Here is a 25,899-nt window from a genome sequence, read left to right on the forward strand (position 1 = left end):
CCGCGGGGTGCCGCACCGTCGCCCGCCGGCGGCAGTGCGGCGCCACCGGCGGTCCACCGCGCCGTCCCCGGTTCCGGGTGCGGCCGGCAGGACCCGCGGGCCGTGGCGAGCCGCCGACGGATCCGGGGTGCGACCGCAACGGCGTCAGCGCACGGCGATCGGCCGGACGTCGTCGGCCACGGCCAGCGGCGGCTCGGTCGCCGCCCGGATGTCCGCGACGTCGACCTCCGGTGCGTGTTCCCGCAGCACCAGCCCGGCCGGGGTCACGTCGAGCACGGCCAGGTCCGTGATGATCCGGTGGACGACGCCGGCACCGGTGAGCGGCAGGCTGCACCGGCGCAGGATCTTGGGCGAGCCGTCCCTGGCGGTGTGCTCCATGAGCACCAGCACCCGGCGGGCGCCGTGCACCAGGTCCATCGCCCCGCCCATGCCCCTGACCATCTTGCCGGGGATGATCCAGTTCGCGATGTCGCCGGTCTCGCTGACCTGCATGGCGCCCAGCACCGCGACGTCGATCTTGCCGCCGCGGATCATCGCGAAGCTGGTGCTCGAGTCGAAGAACGACGTGCCCGGCAGGGTGGTCACCGTCTCCTTGCCCGCGTTGATGAGGTCGGGGTCCTCGTCGCCCGGAGCCGGGTACGGCCCGACGCCCAGCAGGCCGTTCTCGGAGTGCAGCACGACGGTGACACCCGGCCGCAGGTGATTCGGGATCAGCGTCGGCAGGCCGATGCCCAGGTTGACGTAGCTGCCGTCCGCCAGCTCGTCCGCGGCCCTGGCCGCCATCTGGGCCCGGGTCAGCCGCCCGCCGGTCACCGGGCAGCTCCGGGCTCCGCCGGGACCGCCGGACCGGCATCCGCCGCGGCGCCCCGGGTGGTCAGCTTCTCGATCCGCTTGTCCCGGGCCTCGTCCGGCGACAGCTCCACCACGCGGTGCACGAACACGCCGGGCAGGTGGACCGCGTCCGGGTCGATCTCGCCCGGCTCCACCAGGGTCTCGACCTCCGCGATGGTCACCCGGCCGGCCATCGCCGCCACCGGGTTGAAGTTGCGCGCCGAGGCATGGAACACCAGGTTGCCGTGCCGGTCCCCCACCGCCGCGCGGACCAGGGCGAAGTCCGTGACGATCCCGTACTCCAGCACGTAGTCGGCCGGCTCGCCGAGCACGTCGAAGCGCTGCTGCTGCTTTGCCGGCGAGGTGACGAGCACGCTCCCGTCGGCCGCGTACCGCCACGGGATGCCGCCCTCGGCGACGAGCGTGCCGGCGCCGGCCCGCGTCCAGAACGCCGGTATCCCGGACCCGCCCGCCCGCAGCCGTTCGGCGAGGGTGCCCTGCGGCGTGAGCTCCACCTCCAGCTCACCGGACAGGTACTGGCGCTCGAACTCCTTGTTCTCCCCCACGTAGGACGCGACGATCCGCCGCAGCCGGTGGGCCCGCAGCAGCACGCCGAGCCCGACGTCGTCGATGCCGGCGTTGTTCGACACCACGGTGAGGTCGTCCGCGCCGCTCGCCAGCAGCGCCCGGATCAGCACGGCCGGGATGCCACACAACCCGAAGCCACCCACGGCCAGGGACGCCCCGCTGGGGATGTCGGCGACCGCCTCGGCCGCGCCCGGACAGGTCTTGTCCACGCCCACCCCTCCGTCGTCGGTCCGTCGGCCGCCGTGGCCCGGCGGCGTCCGGTGGGTCCGTCGGGCCATCCTGACCGAACCCCGGACCCGGCGCACGGGACGCGCCACGGCAGGGCCGGCACCGACCCGGCGACACGAAAGGCGCCGGACCACGCGGGACGGCGCGGGAACGGCGCGGGGACGGCCGGGGGGAGGCGGCTCGGCACGGCGCAGGGACGGCTCGAACGTCCGAGCACCGGTCAGAACAGCACCGAGGCGAACGTGCCGACCTGCCGGAAGCCCACCCGCCGATAGGCGGCCCGCGCCGGGGCGTTGTAGCTGTTGACGTACAGGCTCGGGATCCGGCCGATCGAGACGATGTGCCGGGCGACCGCCGCGACGGCGGGCGCGGCCAGACCCCGCCCGCGGAACGCCGGGTGCACCCAGACGCCCTGGATCAGCGCGACCCGCTGGGACAGCGCCCCGATCTCGGCCTTGACGACGACCTCGCCGCCGTCGAACCGCGCGAAGGCGCGGCCGGCCTGCAGCAGCCCGGCCAGCCGGGACCGGTAGGCGGCGCCGCCGTCCGCGCCCCGGGGGTCGACGCCGACCTCCTCGGTGAACATCGCGACGGCGGCCGGGTAGTAGCAGTCCAGCTCGGACACCTGCACGGCCCGGACGGCCGGGTCGGGCGGCACGGCGACCGGATCGAGCAGCGCCATCAAGGGCTGGTCGGGGCGGACGTCGCGGGCGCCGCCCCAGCGCGGCTCGAGGTATTCCCACAGCGGCAGCACGTGCTCGGCCAGCCCGATGATCGACGCGCAGCGGCGGTCCCGGCGTCCGGTGGCCTGGGCGAACAGCCGCTGCGCGTGCGCGTCACCGGCCAGCGGGAACAGGTTGGGCCCGTCGAAACACAGCCCGTCCCGGCCGCCGCCGACGCCCAGGAACTGGCCACCCAGCGCCGCCCGGTCCATCCCGACCTGCTCGAAGCGCGAGGCGATCAGGCAGCTGGCCACCGGGGAGTTCTCCAGCACCCGGGCGACGAGCGGAGCCTGCGACCGGCCCAGCACCTTGACGGCGCCCATCGTCAGCACGGCACGCCGCCCGTCGCGGCGGCCGCACGGGCCCTGGACGCGGGCCTCCCGCGGCTGCCGACCGCCTCCACCGCGCTCACCCGTCGCCGGCGATCAGACCAGCGAGACCGACGGTGCGCCGCTCGGCGTCCCGGCGTCACGGAGGGCGTCGGCGAGCTTCATCGCCTCGTCGATCAGCGTCTCGACGATCTGCGACTCGGGCACCGTCCGGATCACCTCGCCCTTGACGAAGATCTGGCCCTTGCCGTTGCCGGACGCCACGCCTAGATCGGCCTCGCGGGCCTCCCCCGGACCGTTGACGACGCAGCCCATGACGGCGACGCGCAGCGGCACGTCCAGCCCCTCGAGCCCGGCGGTCACCTGGTCGGCCAGCTTGTAGACGTCGACCTGGGCCCGGCCGCAGGACGGGCACGAGACGATCTCCAGGCCGCGCGGCCGCAGGTTCAGCGACTCCAGGATCTGCAGCCCGACCTTGACCTCCTCGACCGGCGGCGCGGACAGCGAGACCCGGATGGTGTCGCCGATGCCCTTGCTGAGCAGCGCACCAAAGGCCACGGCCGACTTGATGGTGCCCTGGAACGCCGGTCCGGCCTCGGTCACGCCGAGGTGCAGGGGGTAGTCGCACTGCTCGGCCAGCAGCTCGTAGGCCCGGACCATGACGACCGGGTCGTTGTGCTTGACGGAGATCTTGATGTCCCGGAAGTCGTGCTCCTCGAACAGCGAGCACTCCCACAGGGCCGACTCGACCAGCGCCTCGGGGGTGGCCTTGCCGTACTTGGCCAGCAGCCGCTTGTCCAGCGACCCGGCGTTGACGCCGATGCGGATCGGGATGCCGGCGGCCGACGCCCGCCGGGCGATCTCGCCGACCTGGTCGTCGAACTTGCGGATGTTGCCCGGGTTGACCCGCACCGCGGCGCACCCGGCGTCGATCGCGGCGAAGACGTACCGCGGCTGGAAGTGGATGTCGGCGATCACCGGGATCTGCGACTTGCGGGCGATGGCCGGCAACGCCTCGGCGTCGTCCGTGTCCGGCACGGCGACCCGGACGATCTGGCACCCAGACGCGGTGAGCTCGGCGATCTGCTGCAGGGTCGCGTTGACGTCGGCGGTCTTGGTGGTGCACATCGACTGCACCGACACCGGATGGTCACTGCCCACGCCCACGGACCCGACCATGAGCTGCCGGGTGGGCCGCCGGGGCGCCAGGACCGGCGTCACCCGGTCGGCCGGCAGGCTCGGCATGCCCAGTCCGATGCCCGTCATCGCGTGCACCCAGCCGGCTCGGACCGGAACGGCGACGGCGCGTGGTGACGCATCGGACCTGCACTCCTTGCTCGACGACCGGGCCGACCGCAGCCGCGGGGCCCTGCACCAGTGTCCACCCTGTGCGGGACGGGAACGGTGCGGCCCGCGTCACCCGCGCGTCCATGATCAATGCGCGCCGCTCCGGCCCGCGTCCGGCCGGCGGACCGCACCGGCCGCCCTGGTCGCCCCGCCCGCCCCGGTCGCCCTGGTCGCCCTGGTCGCCGCTGCCGCCGGCCGCCGGCGGCACGGCGTTCCGGTCAGGAGATCGTCACCGGGTTGACGATGTCGGCGACCAGCGTCAGCAGCGACAGGCCGATGAACAGCAGCGCCACGACGTAGGCGACCGGCATCAGCTTGGCCACGTCGAACGGGGCCGGCACCGCCCGGCGCCGCACCCTGGCCCAGCCCCGGCGCACCCACTCGATGGCGGCGCCCAGGATGTGGCCGCCGTCCAGCGGCAGCAGCGGCAGGAGGTTGAGCAGGAACAGGCTCATGTTGAAGCCGGCGAGCAGGTTCAGGAACAGCAGCAGCTTGTCCCGGGCCGTGGTGTCCAGGGCCAGGATCTCGCCGCTGATCCGACCCGCACCGACGATGCCGACCGGCGAGTCGGCGCCGCGCTTGGCGCCGGAGAAGATCGAGTCCCAGAGCGCCGGGATCCGGGCCGGGATGCTGATCACGGCGTGCGCGGCCCGGCCGATGAACTGCCCGGTCATCGCGAACGCCGCGCCCACCGTCTGCCGCTGGTACTCCTGGGCCGCGGTCACGCCGAGGAAGCCGCCGGTCGTCGTCCCGGTCAGCGCGCCCGAGTCGTCGTACACGCCGAGGGTGTTGGCCACGATCGGCACCTGCACCGTGGTGCGGCGGCCCGCACGCTCGTAGGTCAGCGACACGGTGCGGCCGGCGTCGGCGCGGATCAGCGTGCGCATCTGGTCCCAGGTGGTGATCTCCCGGCCGTCGAAGGCGACGATCCGGTCGCCGGGCCGCAGCCCGGCCCGGGCGGCCGGCGTCTCGGGGTCGGTGGCGGCGCAGCCGGTGGCCGTCGACGTCGCCGGGAGGACGCACTGGCTGACCGTGGCGACCGTCGGCACCGCGGTGGGGATGCCGATGCCCAGCGCGATGACGCCGAACAGGACCACCGCGAACAGGAGGTTCTGCACCGGGCCGGCGAGCATGATCACGATCCGCTTGGCCGGGTGCAGCTGGTAGAACTGCCGGCCGTCGTCGGTGGCGACCACCTGGGACCGGTCGCTGCGCCGGGAGTCCTCGATGAGCTGGCGGATCATGCCCATCGGGCCGAAGGCGGTGGTGGTGATGCCCGGTCGCCCGTCCCGGCGCGGCGGCACCATGCCGACCATCCGGATGTAGCCGCCGAGCGGGACGGCCTTGATGCCGTACTCGGTCTCGCCGCGGCGGCGGGACCACAGGGTGCGGCCGAAGCCGACCATGTACTGGGTGACCCGGACGCCGAACAGCTTGGCGAACGCCAGGTGGCCGGCCTCGTGCCAGGCGATGGACACCAGCAGGCCGATGGCGAACAGGATGACGCCGATGGCGGTCCACATGGAGGGGCGAGCCTTTCGTGCCGCGAGCGGCGGTCGGTGCGGGCCGCGGACGGCCGTCGGTGCGTGCGGCGCCGTCCTGCCGGCCGGTCAGCGCCCGGCGCGGGCGGCGATCAGCTCGCCGGCCCGGGCCCTGGCCCACGACTCCGCCTCCAGGACGTCCGCCAGCGCGCCGGGTTCGGTGCGCAGCGGGTCCGCATGCTCCAGGATGCCCGCCAGGATGGCGGGGATGTCGGAAAACCGGAGGGATCCGGCGAGGAACGCCGCCACCGCCTCCTCGTTGGCGGCGTTGTAGGCCGCCGGCACCAGCCCGCCGGCCGTGCCCGCGGCCCGGGCCAGTCCCAGGGCCGGGAAGGTGACGTGGTCGACCGGCTCGAACGTCCACGCGGTGGCCGCACCGAAGTCGCAGGCCTGGGACACCACGGGCAGCCGCTCCGGCCAGTGCAGGGCCAGCGCGATCGGCAGCTTCATGTCCGGCGGCGACGCCTGCGCGATCGTCGCGCCGTCGCGGAAGGTCACCATCGAGTGGATCACCGACTGCCGGTGCACCACGGTCTCGATGCGGTCGTACGGCACCCCGAACAGCAGGTGCGCCTCGATGAGCTCCAGCCCCTTGTTCACCAAGGTGGCGGAGTTGACGGTGACCACCGGCCCCATCGCCCACGTCGGGTGGGCCAGGGCCTGCTCCACGGTGACCTGCGCCAGATCCGCCGCCGAGCGGCCACGGAACGGGCCGCCGGAGGCGGTCAGCACCAGCGAGGCCACCTCCTCCGGCCGGCCGGCGAGCAGGCACTGCGCGAGCGCCGAGTGCTCGGAGTCCACCGGCACGATCTGCCCGGGTGCGGCCGCCCGGGTGACCAGCGATCCGCCGGCGACGAGTGACTCCTTGTTGGCCAGCGCCAGGGTGCGGCCCGCCTGCAGGGCGGCCAGCGTCGCGGCCAGCCCGACGGACCCGGTGATGCCGTTGAGGACGACGTCCGCCGGCACCTCACGGACCAGGTCGGCGGCGGCGTCCGGGCCGCGCAGGGCCGGGCGGCCCGGGTCCGGTCCGGCGGCGACCGCCAGCCGGGCCGCGGGGTGGGCCGCCGCCTGCGCCGCCAGCAGGTCCGCACGGCCGCCGCCCGCGGCCAGCCCCACCACCTCGAAACGGCCGGGGTTGGCGGCGACGACCTCCAGTGCCTGGGTGCCGATCGACCCGGTGCTGCCCAGCACGATGACCCGGCGGGGTCCACCCGCGTCGTTGACCACGCCGGTCATTGTCCGCATCGGGTGGCTGCTGCACCGGCCGCAGGCCGGGTGCCACAATGGCCACACACCCGCGAACGGCCGCAGCGTCCGCGCCGCGGCAGCACGGAGGAGGACACGGTGGCCGGCACCTCGCTGGAGAAGGACCCGTCGGGACACGGCGACGTGGTGCCGGTCGCGCACGCGGAGCCGGTCCTCTACAACCCGGACGCGCCCAGCGAGGAATGGGGCTGGCACGGCCACTGGAGCGACTTCGCTCCGCGGGGCCGGTTCATCCTGCTGGCCGTCGGCGTGGTCGGGTTGCTGTTGATGATCATCGGCAACCACCAGTCGCACGTCGAGGACTGGTGGCTGGCGGGCATCGCCGCCGCGCTGGCCGTCTGGATGGCCTACGGCTACCGGGAGCGGGCCCGGGCCCGGCGCCGGCGTCCCTGACGCTTCCGCCGCGGGCATGACGTCGACACCGGTGGTGGCGCCGTACGAGCGAACGGCGCAGGGGTTCGCGCCGACCGCGTGACGCGGACGCCGGTGCAGGCGATGCCGGTCGGCGCTGGTCGTGTGCCGTCCGCGATGCGCTTCCCGCGGCAGATGCCGTCGACCGGGCCTCGGGGGGACGGGACTTCGACGCGTTGCCGGCTCGGAGACCGGCCACGTCCCGCGGGATCAGCCGGCGGCGGGCGTGCGCACCAGGCCGACCAGCGGTCCGCCCTCACGGATGGCCTTGGCCACCAGTCCGGCCTCGACCCCCGGCCGGGGCTGCACGCCGGCGCGGCGGAACACCTGGTCCCGGAACCGGAGTGCCTCGGCGAGGAGATCGCTGACCGGCAGTGGGGTGTTGCTGACCATGGGAAGCCGCCTCTCGGACCACGACGACGGTCCGGGCCCCTGCTCGGCGCCCTGACCGTCCTTCACGCAGAGGTGACGGGTGAAGTACGGAGCGCTCACGCAGGCAAACGGGTGAATGTGCGCGGCACACTGGTCCGTCAGCGTGATCAGCGCCGGGGCCCGTCAGCTCCGGGACGCGGCCGCCAGCTGGCCGCAGGCCGCGGCGATCTCGTCGCCGCGGGTGTCCCGGACGGTGCAGGTGACGCCGGCGGCGCGCACCCGGCGCACGAACTCGTCCTGCACCGGGGCGGGCGAGGCGTCCCACCGGCTGCCCGGGGTCGGGTTGAGCGGGATCAGGTTCACGTGCACCAGCGGACCGAGCCGCTCGTGCAGGATCCGGCCCAGCAGGTCCGCGCGCCAGCCCTGGTCGTTCACGTCGCGGATCAGGGCGTACTCGACGGACACCCGCCGACCGGTGGCCTCGGCGTAGCCGGCGGCGGCGTCGAGCACCTCGGCCACCTTCCACCGCTGGTTCACCGGCACCAGGGTGTCGCGCAGCTCGTCGTCCGGTGCGTGCAGGGACACCGCGAGCCGCACGGGCAGCCGCTCCGCGGTCAGCTTGGCGATGGCCGGGACCAGCCCGACGGTGGACACCGTCACCGAGCGCGCCGAGATGCCGAGCCCGCGCGGCGCCGGCGCGGTGATCAGCCGCACGGCGTCCAGCACCCTGCGGTAGTTGGCCAGCGGCTCGCCCATGCCCATGAAGACGACGTTGGACAGCCGGGCCGGCCCGCCGAGCGCGCCGTCCCGGGCGGCCCGGGCCGCCAGCCGCACCTGCTCGACGATCTCCGCGGTGGACAGGTTGCGCTGCAGCCCGCCCTGGCCGGTGGCGCAGAACGGGCACGCCATCCCGCAGCCGGCCTGGGACGACACGCACAGTGTGACCCGGTCCGGGTAGCGCATGAGCACCGACTCGATCAGCGTCCTGTCGTGCGCCCGCCACAGCGTCTTGCGGGTGTCGCCGTCGTCGCACGAGACGGACCGGACCTCGGTGAGCAGCTCGGGCAGCAGCGCGGCCACCAGGGTCTCGCGCTGCGCCGCCGGCAGGTCGGTCATGGCCGCGGCGTCCCGGTTCAGGTCGCCGAAGTAGTGGCGGGCCAGCTGGTCCGCCCGGTACCGCGGCGCGCCGGCCGCCACGACGGCGTCCCGACGCCCGGCCTCGTCGAGATCGGCCAGGTGGGTCGGCGGTGCGGTGCGGCGCGGGGCGCGGAAGGTCAGCGGGAGCGTGGTCATGATGTCTCGATTGTCCCACGGTCGGCGGCGGGCGCCCGGGCTGCACGGGCCGGCCCGGCGGTCAGGCGTAGCGGCGGGCGATCCGCTCGGCCTCCCGGCCGTACTCGGGTCCGTGCGAGACGGCGTGCACCAGCAGAGGGTGCAGCTGGTGCAGGCCGACGCGGGAACGCCAGCCGGCATCCAGCCCGGCCGCCTCGGCGTACGCCGCCTGCACCCGGGAGAGTCCGGGAAGGCCGAACAGGGCGAGCATGGCCAGGTCGGTCTCGCCGTGCCCGCCGTGCGCCGCCGGGTCGATCAGGACGGCGCTGTCCCCGGTGTAGAGGACGTTGCCGCCCCACAGGTCGCCGTGGATCCGTGCGGGGGGCCGCCCGTCGTCCCACTCGCCGGTGCCGAGCCGTTCCACCACCCGGTCGACCAGCCGCGCCCCGTCCGCGGACAGGTGCCCGACGTCGACGGCGGCCCTGGCGTAGGGCGCGAGCCGGAGCTCGCCGTAGAACGCGCCCCAGGCGGGGTACCGGCCCAGAGGCAGGCTCTGCCGGCCGATGAAGGCGACGCCGGGACCGTCGTCGGGGCCGACTCCGAACGCCGCCGCCCCGGTCGCGTGCGTCGCGGCCAGCGCCGTGCCCAGACCCGCCGCGGCCGCTGTGCTGGGCGCCGCCGTCCGCACGCGTTCCAGCCGGATGTTCTCGTCGTCGAACCAGAAGACGCGCGCGACGGCGGCACCACCCCGCGCCCGCGCCTCGCCCAGCCAGCGCAGGCCGGCGGCCTCGGCCGCGAAGAAGCCTGCCGGGGCACCGGCCCGGTGCTTGGTCCAGTCGTCGTCCCGCTCGCCCACCGCACACACCTACCACTGCTCGGCGCGGCCACCGGGGCGCCCCGCCCTCACCGGCCCGGGTGACCCGCACCGTCCCCGGGGTGATCCGCCGGCCGGCGCCCTGGCGCGGCGCCGACCGGTGGGTTGTGATCACCGTGCCGGCGCCGGCGGACCGGTCCGCGGCGCGGCTCGAGGAGGAACGATGCGCAGGTCCTGGGCCGTGGCCGTGGCGGCGGCGGTCGCCGCCACGGTGGTGGCGTGCAGCTCGGGCCCGGCCCCGGCCCCGGCGGCATCGTCGGCGGTGTCGTCGGCGGTGTCGTCCCCGGCTGCGCCGTCCGCAGCGACGTCCGGCGCCGGGTCGTCCGGACCGGCGACCGGCACGAGCTCCGGCCGCGCCACCGGCAGCGCGTCGCCGACCACGGCGACCTCCGGGACGCCGGCGTCCACGGCCGCCGGTACGGCATCGGGCACCGCGACCTCGGGCACCGTGTCGACCTCTGCGCCGGCTTCTGCATCGACCTCGGTATCGACCTCTGCGCCGACCCGGTCGGCGTCCGGCTCCGGAACCTCCGCACCGGTCCCCACCCCGACGCCCGGGGCGTTCGCCAGGGTCGGCCTCCGGCCGGTCACGGTGCCGGTGACCGTCGTCGACACCGTCAAGGCCGGCGTGAAGGCGTTCGCCGTGGTCACGATCCACGGGCGCCGGTGGGCGTTCCTGGTCGACACCGGGGCGACGACGACGGTGCTCGACGCGGGCGTGGCCACCAGCCTGGGGCTGGCGAAGGTCGGCACGCCCACGAAGGGCACCACCGTCGGGTGCTCCACGGCGCCGCAGCCGGTCAAGGTGGACGACTGGTCGATCGGCGGGCAGCGGCTGCCGGCGTCCGTCCTGCCGGCGCAGCCGACCGACCTGGGTGACCAGCGCGTCGGCGGTGTGCCGGTCGGCGGGCTGCTCGGGGCGGACCTGTTCTACCTGTACGGCACCCTGCGGCTGGACTTCCGGGCGGGCCGGATGGGACTGGGCGTGCCCGTGCCGGCCGGGCGGAGCTCCTTCCCCCTCGACACGCAGGTGCAGGGCGGCAGCGTGCTGGTGCTGGCCCGGGCCACCGTGCACGGCCGGCCGGCCGGGCTGGTCGTCGACACCGGCGCGTCGATCAGCCAGATCAGCGCCGAGTTCGCGGCCGCGGCCGGTCTGCGCACGGTCGGTCCGCCGGTCAAGGTCGGGTCGATCTCGTGCTCGGTCCTGCAGCAACCGGTGACGCTCGACCAGGTCCGGATCGGCGGGGTGGACCTCCCGGCCTCGCTGGCCGGCAGCTCCCCCAGCAAGGTCAGCGACGCCACCCGCGGCCGGATCCAGGGCCTGCTCGGGGCGCCGGTGCTGGCGCGGTACGGGACGGTCACCTTCGACTTCGTCCGGGACCGGGTCGTCCTGGGCTCCTGACCCGCCGGGCGGCCGTGCCCGACGGCCGGACCCGGGCCGCTACGGTCGGGGCCATGTCGACGGTCCTCTCGGTCAACGTCGGTCGGGTGCGCACCGTCGGCCCCGTCCGCTCCGGCATCGACAAGCGACCGGTCGACGGCCCGGTGGCGGTGGCCGCCCCGGGTCCACGCGGCCACGGCGGCAGCGGGCTGGCCGGTGACGACGTGTGGGACCTGCGCCATCACGGCGGCGACGACCAGGCGGTGTACGTCTACGCCCGCGAGGACCTCGACGACTGGTCGGCCGACCTGGGCCGTCCGCTGGCCTCCGGGTCGTTCGGCGAGAACCTGACGACCGCGGGCGTCGACGTGTCCGCGACCGTCGTGGGCGAGCAGTGGCAGGTCGGCGACGACCTGCTGCTGGAGGTGTCGGACCCGCGGATCCCCTGCCGGACGTTCGCCGACTTCCTGGCGGAGCGGCGCTGGGTCCGCCGGTTCACCGAGCGCGCCGCGCCGGGCACCTACCTGCGGGTGCTCCGGCCGGGGCCGGTCCGGGCCGGCGACCCGATCCGGGTGGTGCTGCGACCGGACCACGGCGTGACGGTGCGGACGGCGTTCCGCGCGCTGACGACCGCGCCGCAGCTGCTGCCGCTGCTGGGTCCGGCCACCCAGCTGTCCGCCGAGGTCCGCGACCTGGTGCGGCGCCGGGTCCCGGTCGCCATGGATGCGGACGCCGCCGATCCCGAGGATCCCGGCCCCGAGGATGCCGGCGCCGGGGACACCGATGCCGGCGCCGACCGTGCCACCGGGCGGGACGCGGGCGTGGCCGTCGGGGACGAGCGGTGACGGCCGCCGACGGCCCCGTCCCGGGGTCCTGGCCGTCGCCGATCGACGCGCACGCCGCCGTGGCCGCCGGGCGCGGTCTCGAGGCCGTCGCCTGGGCCGGCGACGAGGTCTGGTGGTCCGAGGGCCGTCCCACCGAGAACGGGCGCGTGGTCGTCTGCCGCGCCGGCGGTGCAGCGCCCGGCGACGTCGAGGACCTGCTGCCGGCCGACTGGAACGCCAGGACCCGGGTGCACGAGTACGGCGGGACCTCGTGGATCCCGGTGCCGCGTGCCGGCGGCGGCGCTGCTAACGGCACCGATCTCGTGTTCGCCGAGTGGACCGACCAGCGCCTGTACCGGGTCTCGCCCGGCGGACGACCGGAACCGTTGACCCCGGAGCCGTCCCGGCCGTCCGGGCTGCGGTACGCCGAGCTGGTAGCGGACGTGCGGCGCGACCGGCTGCTCGCGGTGCGGGAGGAGCACGACGGCGACGGCACGCACGGCACCGTGCGCCGCACGGTCGTCGCCGTACCGCTGGACGGTTCCGCCGCGCAGGACCCGGCCGCTGTCGTGGACCTGCTGCCGTCGGGCCCGCGCAGCGACTTCGTGGCCTGCTTGTCGCTGTCCGCCGGCGGCGACGCCGTCGCCTTCATCACGTGGGACCACCCGGACATGCCCTGGGACAGCACCACGGCGTGGTGGGCGCCGGTCGACCGCGGCGGAGCCCTCGGTCGTGCCCGGACCGTCGCCGGCGGCCCCGGCGTGTCCGCCGTGCACCCCGGGTGGGTGTCGGACGGCTCCCTGGTGGTGGTCTCCGACGACAGCGGCTGGTGGCGTCCTGTCGTGGTGGACCCGGCCGGTGGCGGCCGCCGGCTGCTGACCGAGCTTCCGGCCGACTTCGCGGCGCCGCTGTGGGTGCTCGGCCGGCACGCCTGGGCACCGCTGCCGGGCGGCCGGCTGCTGGTCCGGCCCGGGGACCGACCGGCGGTGCTGGACACCTTCGACGGCACGGTCACCCCGCTGGACCGGTGGACGTGGACCGGCGACCTGGCGACCTCGCCGTCCGGCCGGATCGCGCTCGTCGTCGGCGGCGACACCGAGGGCACCGCGGTGGTCCGGCTGGACCCGGACGGCACCCGGACGGTGCTCCGCCGCGCCTCGGACGGCGACCTGCCCGCCGGCTTCCTCCCCAGGCCGTCGGCCAGGGACGTGGGTGGGGTGCACGCCGTCGTCTACCCGCCGACGCACCCCGAGCACATCGCCGCAGCCGGCACCGCGCCGCTGGTGGTGACCGTGCACGGCGGTCCCACCGCCGCCCACCCGCGCACCCTGTCCGCGGCGACGGCCTACTTCACCAGCCGCGGGTTCGCGGTCGCCGCCGTCGACTACCGCGGGTCCACGGGCTACGGGCGCGGCTACCGGGACGCGTTGCGCGGCCGGTGGGCGGAGGCCGACATCGAGGACGCGATGACCGTCGCGCGGGAGCTGGTCGCCGACGGCACCGCCGGCGCCGCGGTGATCGTCGGCGGCTCGGCCGGCGGGCTCACGGTGCTGGGCGCGCTCACCACGCCCGGGAACCCCTTCGCCGGTGGCGCCTCCGAGTACGGCGTCGCGGACCTGGTGGCGCTCGGCGCGGACACCCACGACTTCGAGAGCCGCTACCTGGACGGGCTGCTCGGCCCGGACCGCGAGCTGTGGCGCGCACGCAGCCCGCTCACCCACGCCGACCGCCTGACCACCCCGGTGCTGCTCCTGCAGGGCGGACGCGACCCGGTCGTGACGCCCGACCAGGCGGAGGCCTTCGCGCAGGCCTGCCGCGCCAACGGCGTGCCGCACGCGCTGGTGGTGTTCCCCGAGGAGAGCCACGGATTCCGCGCCGCCGCGGCGCGGATCACCGCGCTGGAGTCCGAGCTGTCCTTCTACGGTCAGGTGCTCGGGTTCGGGACGCCGGGCGTCCCCCGCCTCGAGCTGTCCTGAGCCGGGCGGCCGCCGCGAGCGCCGCCGCGCCTCAGGCCAGGCCCAGCGACTTCATCCGCTCGGTGTGGCCCATCTGCAGCCGGCGGAACAGCGCGCCGATACCGGCCAGGTCGCCCGACCCCTTGATGATGAGATCGGCCAGCTCGTCGTGCTCTGCGACGACGTACTGCGCCTGGGTGATGGCCTCGCCGAGGAGCCGGCGGCCCCACAGCGCCAGCGGCCCGGTGAGCCGCGGATCGGCGGCGCAGGCCCGCCGCACCTCGCGGACGGCGAACGCGGAGTGGCCGGTGTCGGACAGCACCTCGAAGACCAGGTCGCGGGTCGCCGGGTCGAGCCACTCGGCGATCTCCCGGTAGAAGTCCGCGGCCAGCCCGTCGCCGACGTAGGCCTTGACCAGCGACTCCAGCCAGGAGTGCGGTGCCGTCGAGTCGTGCCACGCCTCCAGCGGAGCGACGAACGGGGCCATCGCCTCCTCGACCGGCACGCCCAGCGAGGCCAGCTGCGCCGCCAGCCGGCGGAAGTGCCCCATCTCGGCCGCGGCCATCTGCGACAGCGCCATGCGACCGGACAGCGTGGGCGCGTAGCGCGCGTCGGCGGCCATCCGGTCGAAGGCGGACAGCTCGCCGTAGGCCAGCACGCCGAGCAGCAGCGACGTGCCCGGCGGCACCGGCCCGGCGTCCCGGTCCGCGACGCCGGGCGCCTGCGGACCCTCGGCGACCGGCCCCGTGCCGGCGACGTCGGTGGGGTGCACCAGTGCTCTCCGATCGTCGTGCCGCGCGTCCCTGCCCGGCCCTGGGCCGGCGCACCGCCCCTCGTGCGGGGGCGGCGTCCTGGACCGAGGGAGCCTAACCCGGCCGGGTGCGACACCGCGGTGCCGCGCGGCCCACCGGTGCGCTGCGTGGTGATCCGTCACCTGCGGCGTTCGGGCAGGTAGGATGGATCTCGCGGCGCCACGGTGGCGCCAGCGGCACTGTGCGCGCGTAGCCCGTCGGCCGCCGACATCCCTGCTCTCGCAGGTGGTCAGGCGCATCGTCCAGGGCGGTTCCCGTCGCTTCCGGAGAGGTCACGCGTGCGACGCTGAGAGAGGCACGACGCGTGACCGTTTCCGACCACACCCTCCGCGACGACCAGGACCTGACCGAGGTCCCCGGCGTCACCGACCCCGACACCGCTGTCGACACCACCGACGACACCGTCACCGACACGGCCGTCGACACAGCAGACGACCCCGACACCGCCGACCTGGACCCCGAAGGCCTCGAGCACGCGGCCGACCGTCCGCTGGACGAGGACGCGGTGTCCCACCCGCTCACCGGCGACGCGCCGGTCGAACCGCAGGCGCCCACCTTCGCCGACCTGCAGGTCGACCCGCGGATCGTGCAGTCGCTGCAGGACGCCGGCATCGAGCGGACCTTCGCCATCCAGGCCCTGACCCTGCCGATCGCGCTGGTCGGCTCCGACCTCATCGGCCAGGCCCGCACCGGCATGGGCAAGACCCTCGGGTTCGGCGTCCCGCTGCTGCAGCGGCTGGCCCAGGACACGGGTGGCCGCGACGACGCCGGCGCCCTGGCTGCCGGGCGCGCCCCGCGGGCCCTGGTCATGGTGCCCACCCGCGAGCTGTGCGTGCAGGTCGCCCGGGACCTCACCGGCGCGGCCCGTTACCTGGGCCCGGTCGTCACCTCGGTGTACGGCGGCCGGGCGTACGAGCCGCAGATCAAGGCGCTGCACGACGGCGTCGACGTGGTCGTCGGCACCCCGGGCCGGCTGCTCGACCTGGCCAACCAGGGGCACCTGCAGCTGGGCGGCGTCAAGGTGCTGGTGCTGGACGAGGCCGACGAGATGCTGGACCTGGGCTTCCTGCCGGACATGGAGAAGGTGCTGGCCATGGTGCCGGCCGTCAAGCAGACGATGCTGTTCTCCGCCACGATGCCCGGCCCGATCCTGACCCTGGCCCGCACCTTCATGAACCAGCCGGTGCACATCCGCGCCGAGATGCCGGCCGAGGGCGCCACCCACCGCACCACCACGCAGTTCGTGTACCGGGCGCACGCGCTGGACAAGGTCGAGCTGCTGTCCCGGCTGCTGCAGGCCCGCGGCCGCGGACTGACCATGGTGTTCACCCGGACCAAGCGCACCGCGCAGAAGGTGGCCGACGAGCTGGTCGAGCGCGGCTTCGCGGCCGCCGCCGTCCACGGCGACCTGGGCCAGGGTGCCCGCGAGCAGGCGCTGCGGGCCTTCCGCTCCGGCAAGGTCGACGTGCTGGTCGCCACGGATGTCGCGGCGCGCGGCATCGACGTCGAGGGCGTCACCCACGTGGTCAACTTCCAGTGCCCGGAGGACGAGAAGATCTACGTCCACCGCATCGGCCGGACCGGCAGGGCCGGTCGCACCGGGATCGCCGTCACGCTGGTGGACTGGGACGACGTCCCGCGCTGGAAGATGATCAACGACGCCCTGGGGCTTGACTTCGCCGACCCGGCGGAGACCTACTCCTCGTCGGCGCACCTGTTCACCGACCTGGACATCCCGGCCGGGGTGACCGGGCGGTTGCCGCGTGCCGAGCGGACCCGCGCCGGGCTGGACGCCGAGACGGTGGAGGACCTGGGCGAGACCGGCAAGCGGAACCGGCCGGCCCGCGAGCGTTCCGGGCCGTCCCGCACCGGCAACGGCGACGCCGGTCACCGCGACGGGCGTCCGGAGGGCGCCGGGCGCACCCGCCGCCGGCAGCGGTCGGACGGGCCGGGCCGCGCCACCGAGACGGCCACCGAGGCGACCACCGACCGGACCGCCGCGCCGGCCGCCATCGCCGGCCCGGAGGCCACCGGACCGTCCGACGCCGCTGCCCCGCGACGCCGCCGCGCGCGCCGGCGCACCCGCGGCGGGGGCTCGCAGGTCTCCGCCACCGCGCCGGCCGAGGGCGACGCGACGGCGCTCTGACCCAACCCTCCCGCGGCCCGGGGGTGTGCCGGCTGCGCCGGTGTCGTCACCCGGAGCTCACCCGCGCGTTGCGTAGGCTCGCGCGGTGACGATGACCGCCCGCCGCCGGCGCACCACGGACCGGTTGCTGGCCGCCGCCATCGCCGTCGTGGTCGCCGCCGTCGGCGTGGTGGTGTACCTCACCAGCGACAACCGGGCGACGACGGACGCCACCGGCCCGCAGGTGCCGCCGCCGTCCGCCGCGTCCGTCGCTCCCACGACGCTGCGGCAGGCCTGGACGGCCGCCACCGACCCGTCGCTCGGGGCGGTGGCGTCGCCGTCCGGCGTGGTCGTCACCACCGACCGGCACGCCGTCACCGCGCACGACGCCGTGACCGGCGCGGTGCGGTGGTCCTACACCCGCAGCAACCGCGACCTGTGCGCCGTCGGCTCCGGGGACACCGACGACCAGCCCGTCGACCAGGGCAGCGGGGTGCGCGGCATCGCCACCGTCTACGCCGAGAACGGTTTCTGCTCCCAGCTGATGACGCTGGACCCGGTCACCGGGTCGCGGTCCAAGGTGCGGACCTCACCGCTGCCGCTCGGCGGGTCGCTGGTGTTCGGCGGCCCGTACGCCGGATGGCTCTCCCCCACGCTCGTCGAGGTGTGGCGCAACGACCTGGTCCGCACCATCCAGTACGGCGTCCAACCCAACCCGACCAACCCCAGCAGCTCGCACCTGGGCTGCACGTTCACCGACCTGGCGCTGGCCGAGACGCAGTTCGCCACCGTCGAGCACTGCGCCGCGCAGGGTGCCACCGCGCGCGTGGTCCTGAACTTCGACGACCCCGGCGCGCAGAAGCCCAAGGACTGGGACCAGTTCAAGCACACCGCGCGGATGGACGTCGACACCCGGTCCCCCGCCGCGGTGATCGTCGGCGTGACGCCGGACCGGGTGGCCGTCCTGGTCTCCGCGCCGTCCCCGGCCGTGGTGGTGTACGACGCCGCGGGCACGGCCGTGTCCCGCACCGCGGTCGAGGTGCCGGCCGCCGAGATCACCGCAGCGGCCGCCCAGGGCCGGCCGCTGCCCGCGGTGCAGACCCCGAGCGGGCGCATCTCGCTGGTGGGCAGCCACCTGGTGGCGGTCACCTTCGAGTCGGTGCAGGGGCCGGCGCCGTCGACCGCGCTGACCACCCCGACGTCCGCGACGGCGTCCAGCGGCGTGCTGCCGACCTCGGGCGCGCCCGCGGCCGACGTGACCCTGCGCAGCGTGCGCGTCGCCTGGGTCGGCGGTTCGGCGCTGGGACTGCCCGCCGTCGTGGGCGACGACGTGCTCATCCCGGTGCGGGACGGGCTGCAGGTGGCCGACCTGGCCGGGGGCCCGTCAGCGCTGGGCGCGGCCGGCGGCCGGGTCGTCGCCGTTAACCGCGGCGGCTGGACCGGACGGACGGACGCCGCCGCGGTGGGCGCTCTGGTGGTCGAGACCCGCGGCCCGACGGTGGTCGCCCTGCGCTGAGCGCGGCCGGCCCTCCGGTCAGCCCTCCGGCGCCGTCAGCGCCACCAGCCCCAGGCCAGTGCCGCGAGGCACAGCACCACCACGCCGGACGCCGCCGCCAGTCGCGCCGCGGGCCGCCACCGTCGGGACAGCAGCCGCACCGCCTCCCCGAGCAGCCCGGCGACCAACTGCGGGACCGACCGACCGGGAGCGGCTCCGGCCGCCCGGTCGAGCCCGCTGCCCGCCAGGACCAGCGGCGCCCACCACGGCGACAGGACCAGGACCAGCCCGACGACGACCGACCCGGCGGACAGCACACCGGCCAGCGTCCGGACGGCGGCCGCCGTCCGGACCGGACCGGGACGCCCGCCCGCCCGGATCCGACCCGGGACCGTCGTGCTGGTCGGCACACCGGCCGGCGGGTCGCCCGGCCCGGGTCCCGCGGCGACGACCGGCGAGGGGTCCGCCCGGTCCCCGAGCGGCAGCGGGAGGGTGTCCGGGTCGCTCACCCGACGGGTCCCAGCGGCGCGGTGGTGTCCCGGGCGGCGGCGATCACCCGCTCCAGCTGCTCGGGGTCGGTGGTCTCCTGGCCGAGCCGCAGCTTCTTGTTGTGGCCGTGGTAGTCCGACGAGCCGGTCCGGATGAGGCCGTGCCGGTCGGCCAGCTCCGCCAGCTCGGCCCGTTGCGCCGCGTCGTGGTCGGGATGGTCGACCTCGAGACCGCGCAGCCCGGACTCCGCCAGCCCGGCGATCCGCTCGGCGGTGAGCACCCTGGACTCGCCCCGGCCGCGCGGGTGCGCGATCACGCTCACCCCGCCGGCCGCCGCGATCATCGCGACGGCGTCCACCAGGTCGGTGTCCCGCTTGGGCAGGTAGTAGGGACCGCGGCTGGACAGCAGTGACGCGAACGCCTCGTCGACCGAGCGCAGCACCCCGGACTGCACCAGGGCACGGCCGATGTGCGGCCGCCCGACAGGGGCGTCGCCGGCGATGTCGAGCACCTGCTCCTGGCTGATCGGGATGCCGTCGGCCGTCATCCGCTCGACGATGCCCATCCCGCGCTGCAGCCGCTCCTCGCGCAGCCGGTCCTGCTCGGCGGAGATGGCGGGGTCCAGCGGGTCGAACAGGTAGCCCAGCAGGTGGACGCTGATCCGGTGCTCGCCCCAGGGCAGCGACGTCGAGAACTCGGCGCCGCGGATCACCGTCAAGCCCGGCGGCCGCGTCTGCTCCGCCTCCGCCCAGCCGCCGGTGGTGTCGTGGTCGGTCACCCCGAGGACGTCCAACCCCGCCGCGGCGGCCGCGGCCACCAGCTCGGCGGGGCTGTCCGTGCCGTCCGACGCGGTGGAGTGGGCGTGCAGGTCGATGCGCATCACCGCCCATCCTGCCCGGTCGGGCTCGGCGGACGGTGCGCGGACCGCCGGGTCGGCGCCAGGGGTTCACCGGCCGGTCACCCGGTGTGCGGTCACCGGTCGCCACCCGGGAGTAACGTCGAGCTGTTTGCGCCGGCCACGACGTCGGCCGCCGGTCCCCCGCCGTCCCCGGCCGGGGCCGCCGGACGGCTCCGGCGGGTGGCGCCTGCACCGGAGACGGGTGGCGGAGTTCCGTGGCCCGGAGACGTCGAGGAGGTCGCCGTGCCCGTGCTGCCCACCTTCCGGACCAATGGACGCAAGCTCGCGGAGGCCGTCCACGGCCGACCCCGACCCGACCATTCGGACGGGGCCACGCGCCCGGTCGGCGCCGCCACCCCGCCGACCTCGATGGTCAACTGCGCCGCGTACGTCGACGGTGACCGCCAGCCCGGCTGCACCGACCCCCGGGCCGCCCTGGACACGGTGCGGGATGCCGGGCGGGGCTTCGTCTGGGTGGGCTTCCACGAGCCCACCGAGGCAGAGATGTCGCTGGTGGCGGAGACCTTCGGGCTGCACCCGCTGGCCGTCGAGGACGCCGCGCAGGCGTACCAGCGGCCCAAGCTGGAGCGGTACGGGGCGTACTTCTTCCTGGTGCTCAAGACGGTCAAGTTCGTCGACCACGCCGGTCACGGCACGGCGCACATCGTCTCCACCGGCGAGATCATGCTGTTCGTCGGCCGGGACTTCCTGGTGACCGTCCGGCACGGGGAGCACTCCGGCCTGGCCGGGCTGCGCCAGGTCATGGAGCACGAGCCGGAACACCTCGCGCTGGGTCCGGCGGCCGTCATGCACGCCATCGCCGACCGGGTCGTCGACGAGTACCTCAGCGTGGTCAGCGAGGTCGAGGAGGACATCGACGAGATGGAGACCGCGGTCTTCTCGCCCAAGGGCGGCAAGGACGTGGTCGACACCGAGGACATCTACCTGCTCAAGCGGGAGATCCTCGGCCTCAAGAGGGCCGTCGCCCCACTCGCCGCACCGCTGAAGCTGCTCTCCGGCGCCCCCAGTCCCCTGGTGCCCGACGAGGTCCGCGAGTACATGCGGGACGTCGAGGACCACCTGTCGACGGTGGCCGAACGCATCGCCTCGTTCGACGAGATGCTGACCACGCTGGTGTCGGCGGCGCTGGCGGAGATCTCGACGCGGCAGAACGAGGACATGCGCAAGATCTCGGCCTGGGCCGCGATCGCGCTGGTGCCGACCGCCATCGCCGGCATCTACGGCATGAACTTCGAGCACATGCCGGAGCTGACCTGGCGATTCGGCTACCCGATGGCGCTGGTCGGGATCGCGCTCATCTGCACGCTGCTGTACGTGCTGCTGCGCCGGCGCGGCTGGCTCTGACCTCCGCCGGACCGGGACGGCCCGAGCCCACCGGGCAGGTGCGCTCGGCCGTGCCGGCCGGCGGGTCACCGGGCCCGGCGGCACGGCCGGTGCCGCCCGGACCTCGGGCGGTCGCCCGGCGGGTCACAGCGTCCGGCCGAGCTCCATCCGGCTCAACAGGTTCCGCGCCTGCTCCGCGGTGCGCGGCTGGCACAGCACGTCGTAGCGGCGGGCCACCACCTGGGACGCCGACGTGAAGTCGCGGCGGCCGCGGGCCAGCGAGTAGCCCAGGTAGCCCATCACCGCGCCGAAAGCGGCACCGACCGCCACCGACACCAGGATCAGCGGCAGCACGCCGACCTGCACGCCGGCGGAGAACAGGCCCATGAGCAGGCCCACGAACAGCCCCATCCAGGCGCCGGAGGCGGCCCCGGCGGCGGCGAGCTTGCCTGCGGTCAGCCGGCCGGTCACCCGCTCCACCAGCTGCAGGTCCGACCCGACGATGGTCACGTCCTGGATCGAGAAGTCGTTGCGGACCAGGTGTTCCACGGCTCCCTGCGCCTGCGCGTAGGTCGGGTAGGCAGCCACGGCGAACCCGGTCGGAGGCGTCGGCATGGCCGGTCCGCCGGCCGCCGAGCGGAAGCCCAGGGGTGTGGTCATCTCGGTGTCACCTCTCTCGGTCGGCCCGAGGCGTTGCCGCTGCTCGGGACACCTTCGATGGTGTCACGCCGCCGTGTGGAACGGCTGTGGAGGGGATGCGGGCGACGCCGCGGGCGCCCTGCGCGCGTCCTGCCGGGCTCCGCCCACCGGTGCTGTGCGCCCGCTCGGGCGACCCGCTCCCGCACGTAGGCTGGGCGCGCTGGGAACGGGCAGCAGGGGCGGGCGTCGACCGCGGTCGAGGGTCCGCGTGGACCATCCGCACCGTCCGGCCTCCCACGGGACCTCGAGAGGACGCATGAGCGCCACCACGACAGACCAGGCCGACACCGGCACCGCCGCGTTGCTGGCCGCGCTGGCCACGGTCAAGGACCCGGAGATCCGCCGGCCGATCACCGACCTCGGCATGGTCGAGCACGCCGCCGTGGTGGACGGCGTGGCACAGGTCACCGTGCTGCTCACCATCGCCGCGTGCCCGCTCCGCGACAAGCTCTCCGTCGACGTCACCGCCGCTGCCCGCAGCGTGCCCGGGGTGCGTGAGGTGCAGCTGCAGCTCGGCGTGATGACGGACGAGCAGCGAACCGGACTGCGGGAGCGGTTGCAGGGTGGCGCGACCCGGGAGATCCCCTTCGCCCGGCCCGAGTCGCGGACCAGGGTGTACGCCGTCGCGTCCGGCAAGGGCGGCGTCGGCAAGTCCACGGTGACCGTCAACCTGGCCGCGGCGCTCGCCGCGCGGGGCCTCGCCGTCGGCCTGATCGACGCCGACATCTACGGCTTCTCCGTGCCCCGCATGCTCGGGGTGACCGGCCGCCCCACCCGGGTGGGCGACATGATCCTGCCGCCGATCGCGCACGACGTGAAGGTGATCAGCGTCGGGATGTTCGTCGACGGCAACGTGCCGGTGGTGTGGCGCGGGCCGATGCTGCACCGCGCGCTGCAGCAGTTCCTCGCCGACGTCTTCTGGGGCGACCTGGACGTCCTGCTGCTCGACCTGCCGCCGGGCACGGGCGACATCGCTATCTCGACGGCGCAGCTCATCCCGTCCGCCGAGCTGCTGGTGGTGACGACGCCACAGCAGGCGGCGGCCGAGGTGGCCGAGCGCGCCGGGGCGATCGCCGTGCAGACCCGGCAACGGATCGCGGGCGTCGTGGAGAACATGTCGCCGATGACGCTGCCCGACGGCACCCGGCTGGACCTGTTCGGCTCCGGTGGCGGCGCCCGGGTGGCGGCGTCGCTGGGCCGCACCCTCGGGACCGACGTGCCGCTGCTGGGCGAGGTGCCGCTGCAGGTCTCCCTGCGCGAGGCCGGCGACGGCGGTGCGCCGCTGGTGCTGGCGGAACCGTCGTCCCCGGCGGCGCAGGTGCTGACCTCGGTGGCCGGCCGGCTGGCGGCCCGGACGCGTCCACTGGCCGGGGTGTCGCTGGGGATCTCGCCGGCCCGCCGGTAGTCCGCGGGTCCGTCGCTGCGCCGAGGACCGGCACCCGGCGTGACCGGGTCGCGGCCCGCGGAGGTGCCCAGCGGCCGGGTCGGGCGGGGGCGGCGCGGTCAGGTCGCGTCGGGGTCGAACGGCGGCGGGGCCTCCGCCGTCGCGACGGCCGACGGGGTGACCGCCCATTCCGCAGGGCCGCCCGGCGAGACCGGCTTCGTCATGTCCACCGCGCCGCCGGCGTGGCCGTTGCGGTGGTCGTCGAGCGGGTCGACGCCGTCGTCCGGCGCACCGTAGGTCACCGGCTGCGCCGCGGCGCTCGCCCCGTCGCCACCGACCGCGGGCACGTCGGCCGCGCCGTGCGCCGGCGGGGGCGGGTCGGCCACGCCGGACCCGGTGACCGGCGGGTCGAGCAGCGACGAGTCGAACCCCAGCAGGCCGCTGAGCCCTCCGCCGGAGCCGGTGGCACCGTCCTGCCCGAGCAGGCCCTTGCCGATCAGGTTGCGGGGGTGCAGGTCCCGCAGTTCCCGGAGCTCCTGGATCTCCTTGAGCGACTGCAGGTCCGCGATCTGCCGGCGCAACTCGTCGAGCTCCGGGCCGATCTCGCTGCGCAGCTGCGCCTGGGCGCCGGCCGCCATGGTGCGGACCTTGCGCAGCGACGAGGTGACCCACTGCACCGCCGTGGGGATGCGCTCGGGACCGAGCACGAACACGCCGACCAGCACGATGATGATGATCTGCGCCCAGGAGAGACCGAACACCCTGCCGGCCTCCTCGCTGGTGTGTCCCGGTGCCGGATCCGCCGGCGCGGCCGGGCCGTCCAGGGTCCGGCGTCGGCTGCCAGCCTACCGTCGGCCCCGCGAGGTCCCGGTGCGCCGTGCCCCGGCGCGGGGATCGGGTGGGCGGACCAGGTGCCCGTCCCACCACCAGGTTCGGTGCGGACCGGCCCGGGGATCGGCCGGGCCGGTAGGGCCGGGTGGCCGTGCGCGGCCGGCGCCTCCGGGCGTCCGCCGCAGCGGACTGCCGCCCGCCCGTGCCGGCCCGGCGCCCGGCTCACTCGGCCGCGAGGGTCACCTGGACCGTCAGGGTGCGGCCGGATCGGGTCAGCGTGACCGGCACGGTGCGGCCGACCGGCAGCGACTGCACGGCGACCACCAGGCTGTCCGCGTCGCCCACCGCCCGGTCGCCGATCCGGGTGATCACGTCGCCCTCCCGGATGCCTGCCTTGGCGGCGGGACCGCCGTCCGCGACGTTCTGCACCTGGGCACCGTCGGTGGTGCCGTCCGTGGCCGACCGGGCGTTCACCCCGATCGTCGAGTGCACCACCGTGCCGGTGCGGATGAGCTCCTCGGCGACGGCGCGGGCAGTGTCGATCGGGATGGCGAACCCCAGCCCGATCGAGCCGCTGCCGTCACCGCCGAGCGTCCGGATGGCGGTGTTGATGCCGACGACGGTCCCCGTCGCGTCGACCAGCGCGCCGCCGGAGTTGCCGGGGTTCACGGCGGCGTCCGTCTGGACGGCGTCGATCACCGCGTTGGTGTCCGAATCGCCGCCCTGCAGCCGGACCGGCCGGTCGAGCGCGGACACGATCCCGGTGGTCACCGTCCCGGCCAGGCCCAGCGGCGAGCCGATGGCGATGACCGGATCGCCGACCCGCAACGAGGCCGAGGACCCGAGCTGGGCCACCGTCGCGCCGGCGACGCGGTCGACCTTGACCACCGCCAGGTCGGTCTCCGGGTCCCGCCCCACCACGGTGGCCGGCACGCGGCTGTGCGCGCCGTCGTTGAACACCACGGTCATCACCGCGGCCTTGTCCGTCGCGGCCAGCGAGACGACGTGGTTGTTCGTGACGATGTAGCCCTTGCCGTCGATGACGACGCCGGACCCGGTGTCGCCGCTGTCCCCGGACCGGATCTCGATCGACACCACCGCCGGGACGACACGGGCCGCGACGGCGGCGATGCTGCCGGGCGCGCGCTCGACCGCGGGTTGCCCGGTGGCCAGCTGGAACTGCGGGTCGGCGACGGCCGACGGCAACCGGCCGGTGACCCAGCCGCCGATCGCCGCGCCGGCGACGCCGATCACCAGGCACAGCGTCAGCAGGCCCACCAGCGCCGAGGGGCGCAGGCGCCGTTGGAACAGCGCCTCGCGCAGGCTCCACCGCTCGGCCGGCGGCGGGGGCACCACGACCACCGCGGGTTCCTGCTCGGCGGGCGGACCGAGCCGCACCTGTGCGTGCGGGTCGCGCCACGGATCGTCGCCGTCCGACGTGGCGGCGTCCGGTTCGGCACCCGGATCCGGCGGCCGCTGCAGCCCGGCGTCCTCGGCGCCCTGCGGCGAGAACGCGTCGGCCACCTCCGGTGCGACCACGGGAGGTGGGCTGCCCGCGGCGGACGGCGCCGACACCGGGACGGACGGGATCGAGCCCGACGGGCCGCGCGGCCGGCCGAACGCCGCGGCCTGCGCGGGATCCACCGGCGGGCGCCAAAGCGGGCGGGGCGCCAACCGCGGGGCGTCCCGGTCGCGGCCGGCGGCAGGTGGCGCGCTCATCTCCTGCAGGCTACGACAGACGCTCCGGCAGGCGCCGGGACTCGGGACGGGCCACAGTGCGGGCCACGGTGCCGGCCACGGTGCCGGCCACGGTGCCGGCCACGGTGCGGGCCGGGTGCGATGCCGGCCGGGCCCACGGGGACCGCGCGGCGGTCGCGGCGC

The 25,899-nt window shown here is 75.5% G+C and carries 24 protein-coding genes; 8 read left to right on the forward strand and 16 right to left on the reverse strand.

Translation table 11 applies throughout. The features are described from left to right. Window positions 1–144: 144 nt before the first annotated feature. The 6 genes from IEY37_RS06970 to dxr form a co-directional block, all read right to left on the reverse strand. Window positions 145–783, reverse strand: a complete 639-nt coding sequence (locus tag IEY37_RS06970; protein ID WP_188940881.1) for a 3-oxoacid CoA-transferase subunit B — start codon at window positions 781–783, stop codon at window positions 145–147. Window positions 784–809: 26 nt separating this feature from the next. Continuing rightward, complete coding sequence (locus IEY37_RS06975) at window positions 810–1,628, reverse strand: CoA transferase subunit A (protein ID WP_229674030.1); 819 nt, start codon at window positions 1,626–1,628, stop codon at window positions 810–812. A 239-nt stretch (window positions 1,629–1,867) separates the two neighbouring features. Next, on the reverse strand, window positions 1,868–2,701 hold the full coding sequence (locus IEY37_RS06980; RefSeq protein WP_373298261.1) for a GNAT family N-acetyltransferase: 834 nt from the start codon (window positions 2,699–2,701) through the stop codon (window positions 1,868–1,870). A 93-nt stretch (window positions 2,702–2,794) separates the two neighbouring features. Then, window positions 2,795–3,964: a flavodoxin-dependent (E)-4-hydroxy-3-methylbut-2-enyl-diphosphate synthase gene (gene ispG, locus IEY37_RS06985; RefSeq protein ID WP_188940749.1), complete on the reverse strand. Its 1,170-nt coding sequence runs from the start codon at window positions 3,962–3,964 to the stop codon at window positions 2,795–2,797. 299 nt (window positions 3,965–4,263) lie between these two features. Then, window positions 4,264–5,568 (reverse strand): M50 family metallopeptidase, encoded by a 1,305-nt coding sequence (locus IEY37_RS06990; protein ID WP_188940750.1) that lies wholly within the window; start codon window positions 5,566–5,568, stop codon window positions 4,264–4,266. A gap of 87 nt (window positions 5,569–5,655) precedes the next feature. Next, window positions 5,656–6,822 (reverse strand): 1-deoxy-D-xylulose-5-phosphate reductoisomerase, encoded by a 1,167-nt coding sequence (gene dxr / locus IEY37_RS06995; protein ID WP_373298262.1) that lies wholly within the window; start codon window positions 6,820–6,822, stop codon window positions 5,656–5,658. Between the two features lie 108 nt (window positions 6,823–6,930). Between dxr and IEY37_RS07000 the strand changes: the two genes are divergently transcribed. After that, on the forward strand, window positions 6,931–7,245 hold the full coding sequence (locus IEY37_RS07000) for a DUF2631 domain-containing protein (RefSeq protein WP_229674033.1): 315 nt from the start codon (window positions 6,931–6,933) through the stop codon (window positions 7,243–7,245). Between the two features lie 228 nt (window positions 7,246–7,473). Here the strand turns inward: IEY37_RS07000 and IEY37_RS21975 are convergent, their stop codons facing one another. The 4 genes from IEY37_RS21975 to IEY37_RS07020 form a co-directional block, all read right to left on the reverse strand. Beyond that, window positions 7,474–7,755, reverse strand: coding sequence for a hypothetical protein (locus IEY37_RS21975; RefSeq protein WP_229674035.1), 282 nt, complete (start codon window positions 7,753–7,755; stop codon window positions 7,474–7,476). Between the two features lie 63 nt (window positions 7,756–7,818). Then, complete coding sequence (gene rlmN / locus IEY37_RS07010; protein WP_188940753.1) at window positions 7,819–8,928, reverse strand: dual-specificity RNA methyltransferase RlmN; 1,110 nt, start codon at window positions 8,926–8,928, stop codon at window positions 7,819–7,821. 61 nt (window positions 8,929–8,989) lie between these two features. Beyond that, window positions 8,990–9,763 carry a fructosamine kinase family protein gene (locus IEY37_RS07015; RefSeq protein WP_188940754.1) on the reverse strand — a complete coding sequence of 258 codons (774 nt, stop codon included), beginning with the start codon at window positions 9,761–9,763 and terminating at the stop codon, window positions 8,990–8,992. 129 nt (window positions 9,764–9,892) lie between these two features. Then, window positions 9,893–10,372, reverse strand: coding sequence for a hypothetical protein (locus tag IEY37_RS07020; RefSeq protein ID WP_188940755.1), 480 nt, complete (start codon window positions 10,370–10,372; stop codon window positions 9,893–9,895). A 7-nt stretch (window positions 10,373–10,379) separates the two neighbouring features. On the opposite strand from IEY37_RS07020, the gene IEY37_RS07025 reads away from it, so the two are divergent. From IEY37_RS07025 to IEY37_RS07035, 3 genes are read left to right on the forward strand one after another with little or no spacing between them, the layout of a single operon-like run. Beyond that, window positions 10,380–11,183 carry an aspartyl protease family protein gene (locus IEY37_RS07025; protein WP_188940756.1) on the forward strand — a complete coding sequence of 268 codons (804 nt, stop codon included), beginning with the start codon at window positions 10,380–10,382 and terminating at the stop codon, window positions 11,181–11,183. Window positions 11,184–11,236: 53 nt separating this feature from the next. After that, window positions 11,237–12,007, forward strand: coding sequence for an MOSC domain-containing protein (locus tag IEY37_RS07030; RefSeq protein WP_188940757.1), 771 nt, complete (start codon window positions 11,237–11,239; stop codon window positions 12,005–12,007). Further along, a complete protein-coding gene (locus tag IEY37_RS07035; protein WP_188940758.1) occupies window positions 12,004–13,962 on the forward strand; it encodes a prolyl oligopeptidase family serine peptidase in 1,959 nt (652 codons plus the stop codon). The genes IEY37_RS07030 and IEY37_RS07035 overlap by 4 nt, the downstream gene beginning before the upstream one ends. Window positions 13,963–13,993: 31 nt before the next feature. Here the strand turns inward: IEY37_RS07035 and IEY37_RS07040 are convergent, their stop codons facing one another. Further along, window positions 13,994–14,713, reverse strand: coding sequence for a ferritin-like fold-containing protein (locus IEY37_RS07040; protein ID WP_229674037.1), 720 nt, complete (start codon window positions 14,711–14,713; stop codon window positions 13,994–13,996). Window positions 14,714–15,258: 545 nt separating this feature from the next. Here IEY37_RS07040 and IEY37_RS07045 point away from each other — a divergent pair. Both IEY37_RS07045 and IEY37_RS07050 read left to right on the forward strand, forming a co-directional pair. Continuing rightward, entirely contained in the window at window positions 15,259–16,899 is a 1,641-nt protein-coding gene (locus IEY37_RS07045; protein WP_373298269.1) for a DEAD/DEAH box helicase, read from the forward strand. Between the two features lie 91 nt (window positions 16,900–16,990). Next, on the forward strand, window positions 16,991–18,394 hold the full coding sequence (locus tag IEY37_RS07050) for an Rv3212 family protein (protein ID WP_444543378.1): 1,404 nt from the start codon (window positions 16,991–16,993) through the stop codon (window positions 18,392–18,394). A gap of 35 nt (window positions 18,395–18,429) precedes the next feature. Here IEY37_RS07050 and IEY37_RS07055 read toward each other — a convergent pair whose 3' ends face one another. Both IEY37_RS07055 and IEY37_RS07060 read right to left on the reverse strand, forming a co-directional pair. Further along, window positions 18,430–18,882 carry a hypothetical protein gene (locus IEY37_RS07055; protein ID WP_188940760.1) on the reverse strand — a complete coding sequence of 151 codons (453 nt, stop codon included), beginning with the start codon at window positions 18,880–18,882 and terminating at the stop codon, window positions 18,430–18,432. Continuing rightward, entirely contained in the window at window positions 18,879–19,742 is an 864-nt protein-coding gene (locus IEY37_RS07060) for a PHP domain-containing protein (RefSeq protein ID WP_188940885.1), read from the reverse strand. Before IEY37_RS07060 ends, IEY37_RS07055 begins: the two co-directional genes overlap by 4 nt. A gap of 261 nt (window positions 19,743–20,003) precedes the next feature. On the opposite strand from IEY37_RS07060, the gene IEY37_RS07065 reads away from it, so the two are divergent. Then, on the forward strand, window positions 20,004–21,125 hold the full coding sequence (locus tag IEY37_RS07065) for a magnesium and cobalt transport protein CorA (protein WP_229674041.1): 1,122 nt from the start codon (window positions 20,004–20,006) through the stop codon (window positions 21,123–21,125). A gap of 123 nt (window positions 21,126–21,248) precedes the next feature. Here the strand turns inward: IEY37_RS07065 and IEY37_RS07070 are convergent, their stop codons facing one another. After that, window positions 21,249–21,764, reverse strand: coding sequence for a YflT domain-containing protein (locus IEY37_RS07070; RefSeq protein WP_188940761.1), 516 nt, complete (start codon window positions 21,762–21,764; stop codon window positions 21,249–21,251). 295 nt (window positions 21,765–22,059) lie between these two features. Here IEY37_RS07070 and IEY37_RS07075 point away from each other — a divergent pair, with 295 nt between their 5' ends. Next, complete coding sequence (locus IEY37_RS07075) at window positions 22,060–23,208, forward strand: Mrp/NBP35 family ATP-binding protein (RefSeq protein WP_188940762.1); 1,149 nt, start codon at window positions 22,060–22,062, stop codon at window positions 23,206–23,208. A 98-nt stretch (window positions 23,209–23,306) separates the two neighbouring features. Here the strand turns inward: IEY37_RS07075 and tatB are convergent, their stop codons facing one another. Then, window positions 23,307–23,948, reverse strand: coding sequence for a Sec-independent protein translocase protein TatB (gene tatB / locus IEY37_RS07080; protein WP_188940763.1), 642 nt, complete (start codon window positions 23,946–23,948; stop codon window positions 23,307–23,309). A gap of 292 nt (window positions 23,949–24,240) precedes the next feature. Then, window positions 24,241–25,737 carry a S1C family serine protease gene (locus IEY37_RS07085; RefSeq protein ID WP_188940764.1) on the reverse strand — a complete coding sequence of 499 codons (1,497 nt, stop codon included), beginning with the start codon at window positions 25,735–25,737 and terminating at the stop codon, window positions 24,241–24,243. Window positions 25,738–25,899 lie beyond the last annotated feature (162 nt).

Source organism: Nakamurella endophytica, from assembly GCF_014646215.1.
Classification (GTDB): Bacteria; Actinomycetota; Actinomycetes; order Mycobacteriales; family Nakamurellaceae; genus Nakamurella; species Nakamurella endophytica.

Bases quoted from the DNA above. Each gene is read 5' to 3' on its own strand.
- IEY37_RS06970 (WP_188940881.1), bottom strand. From the start codon at position 783: ATGGCGGCCAGGGCCGCGGACGAGCTGGCGGACGGCAGCTACGTCAAC.
- ispG (WP_188940749.1), bottom strand. From the start codon at position 3,964: ATGACGGGCATCGGACTGGGCATGCCGAGCCTGCCGGCCGACCGGGTG.
- IEY37_RS06990 (WP_188940750.1), bottom strand. From the start codon at position 5,568: ATGTGGACCGCCATCGGCGTCATCCTGTTCGCCATCGGCCTGCTGGTG.
- dxr (WP_373298262.1), bottom strand. From the start codon at position 6,822: ATGACCGGCGTGGTCAACGACGCGGGTGGACCCCGCCGGGTCATCGTG.
- rlmN (WP_188940753.1), bottom strand. From the start codon at position 8,928: ATGACCACGCTCCCGCTGACCTTCCGCGCCCCGCGCCGCACCGCACCG.
- IEY37_RS07030 (WP_188940757.1), top strand. From the start codon at position 11,237: ATGTCGACGGTCCTCTCGGTCAACGTCGGTCGGGTGCGCACCGTCGGC.
- IEY37_RS07050 (WP_444543378.1), top strand. From the start codon at position 16,991: ATGACCGCCCGCCGCCGGCGCACCACGGACCGGTTGCTGGCCGCCGCC.
- IEY37_RS07060 (WP_188940885.1), bottom strand. From the start codon at position 19,742: ATGCGCATCGACCTGCACGCCCACTCCACCGCGTCGGACGGCACGGAC.
- IEY37_RS07070 (WP_188940761.1), bottom strand. From the start codon at position 21,764: ATGACCACACCCCTGGGCTTCCGCTCGGCGGCCGGCGGACCGGCCATG.
- IEY37_RS07075 (WP_188940762.1), top strand. From the start codon at position 22,060: ATGAGCGCCACCACGACAGACCAGGCCGACACCGGCACCGCCGCGTTG.
- IEY37_RS07085 (WP_188940764.1), bottom strand. From the start codon at position 25,737: ATGAGCGCGCCACCTGCCGCCGGCCGCGACCGGGACGCCCCGCGGTTG.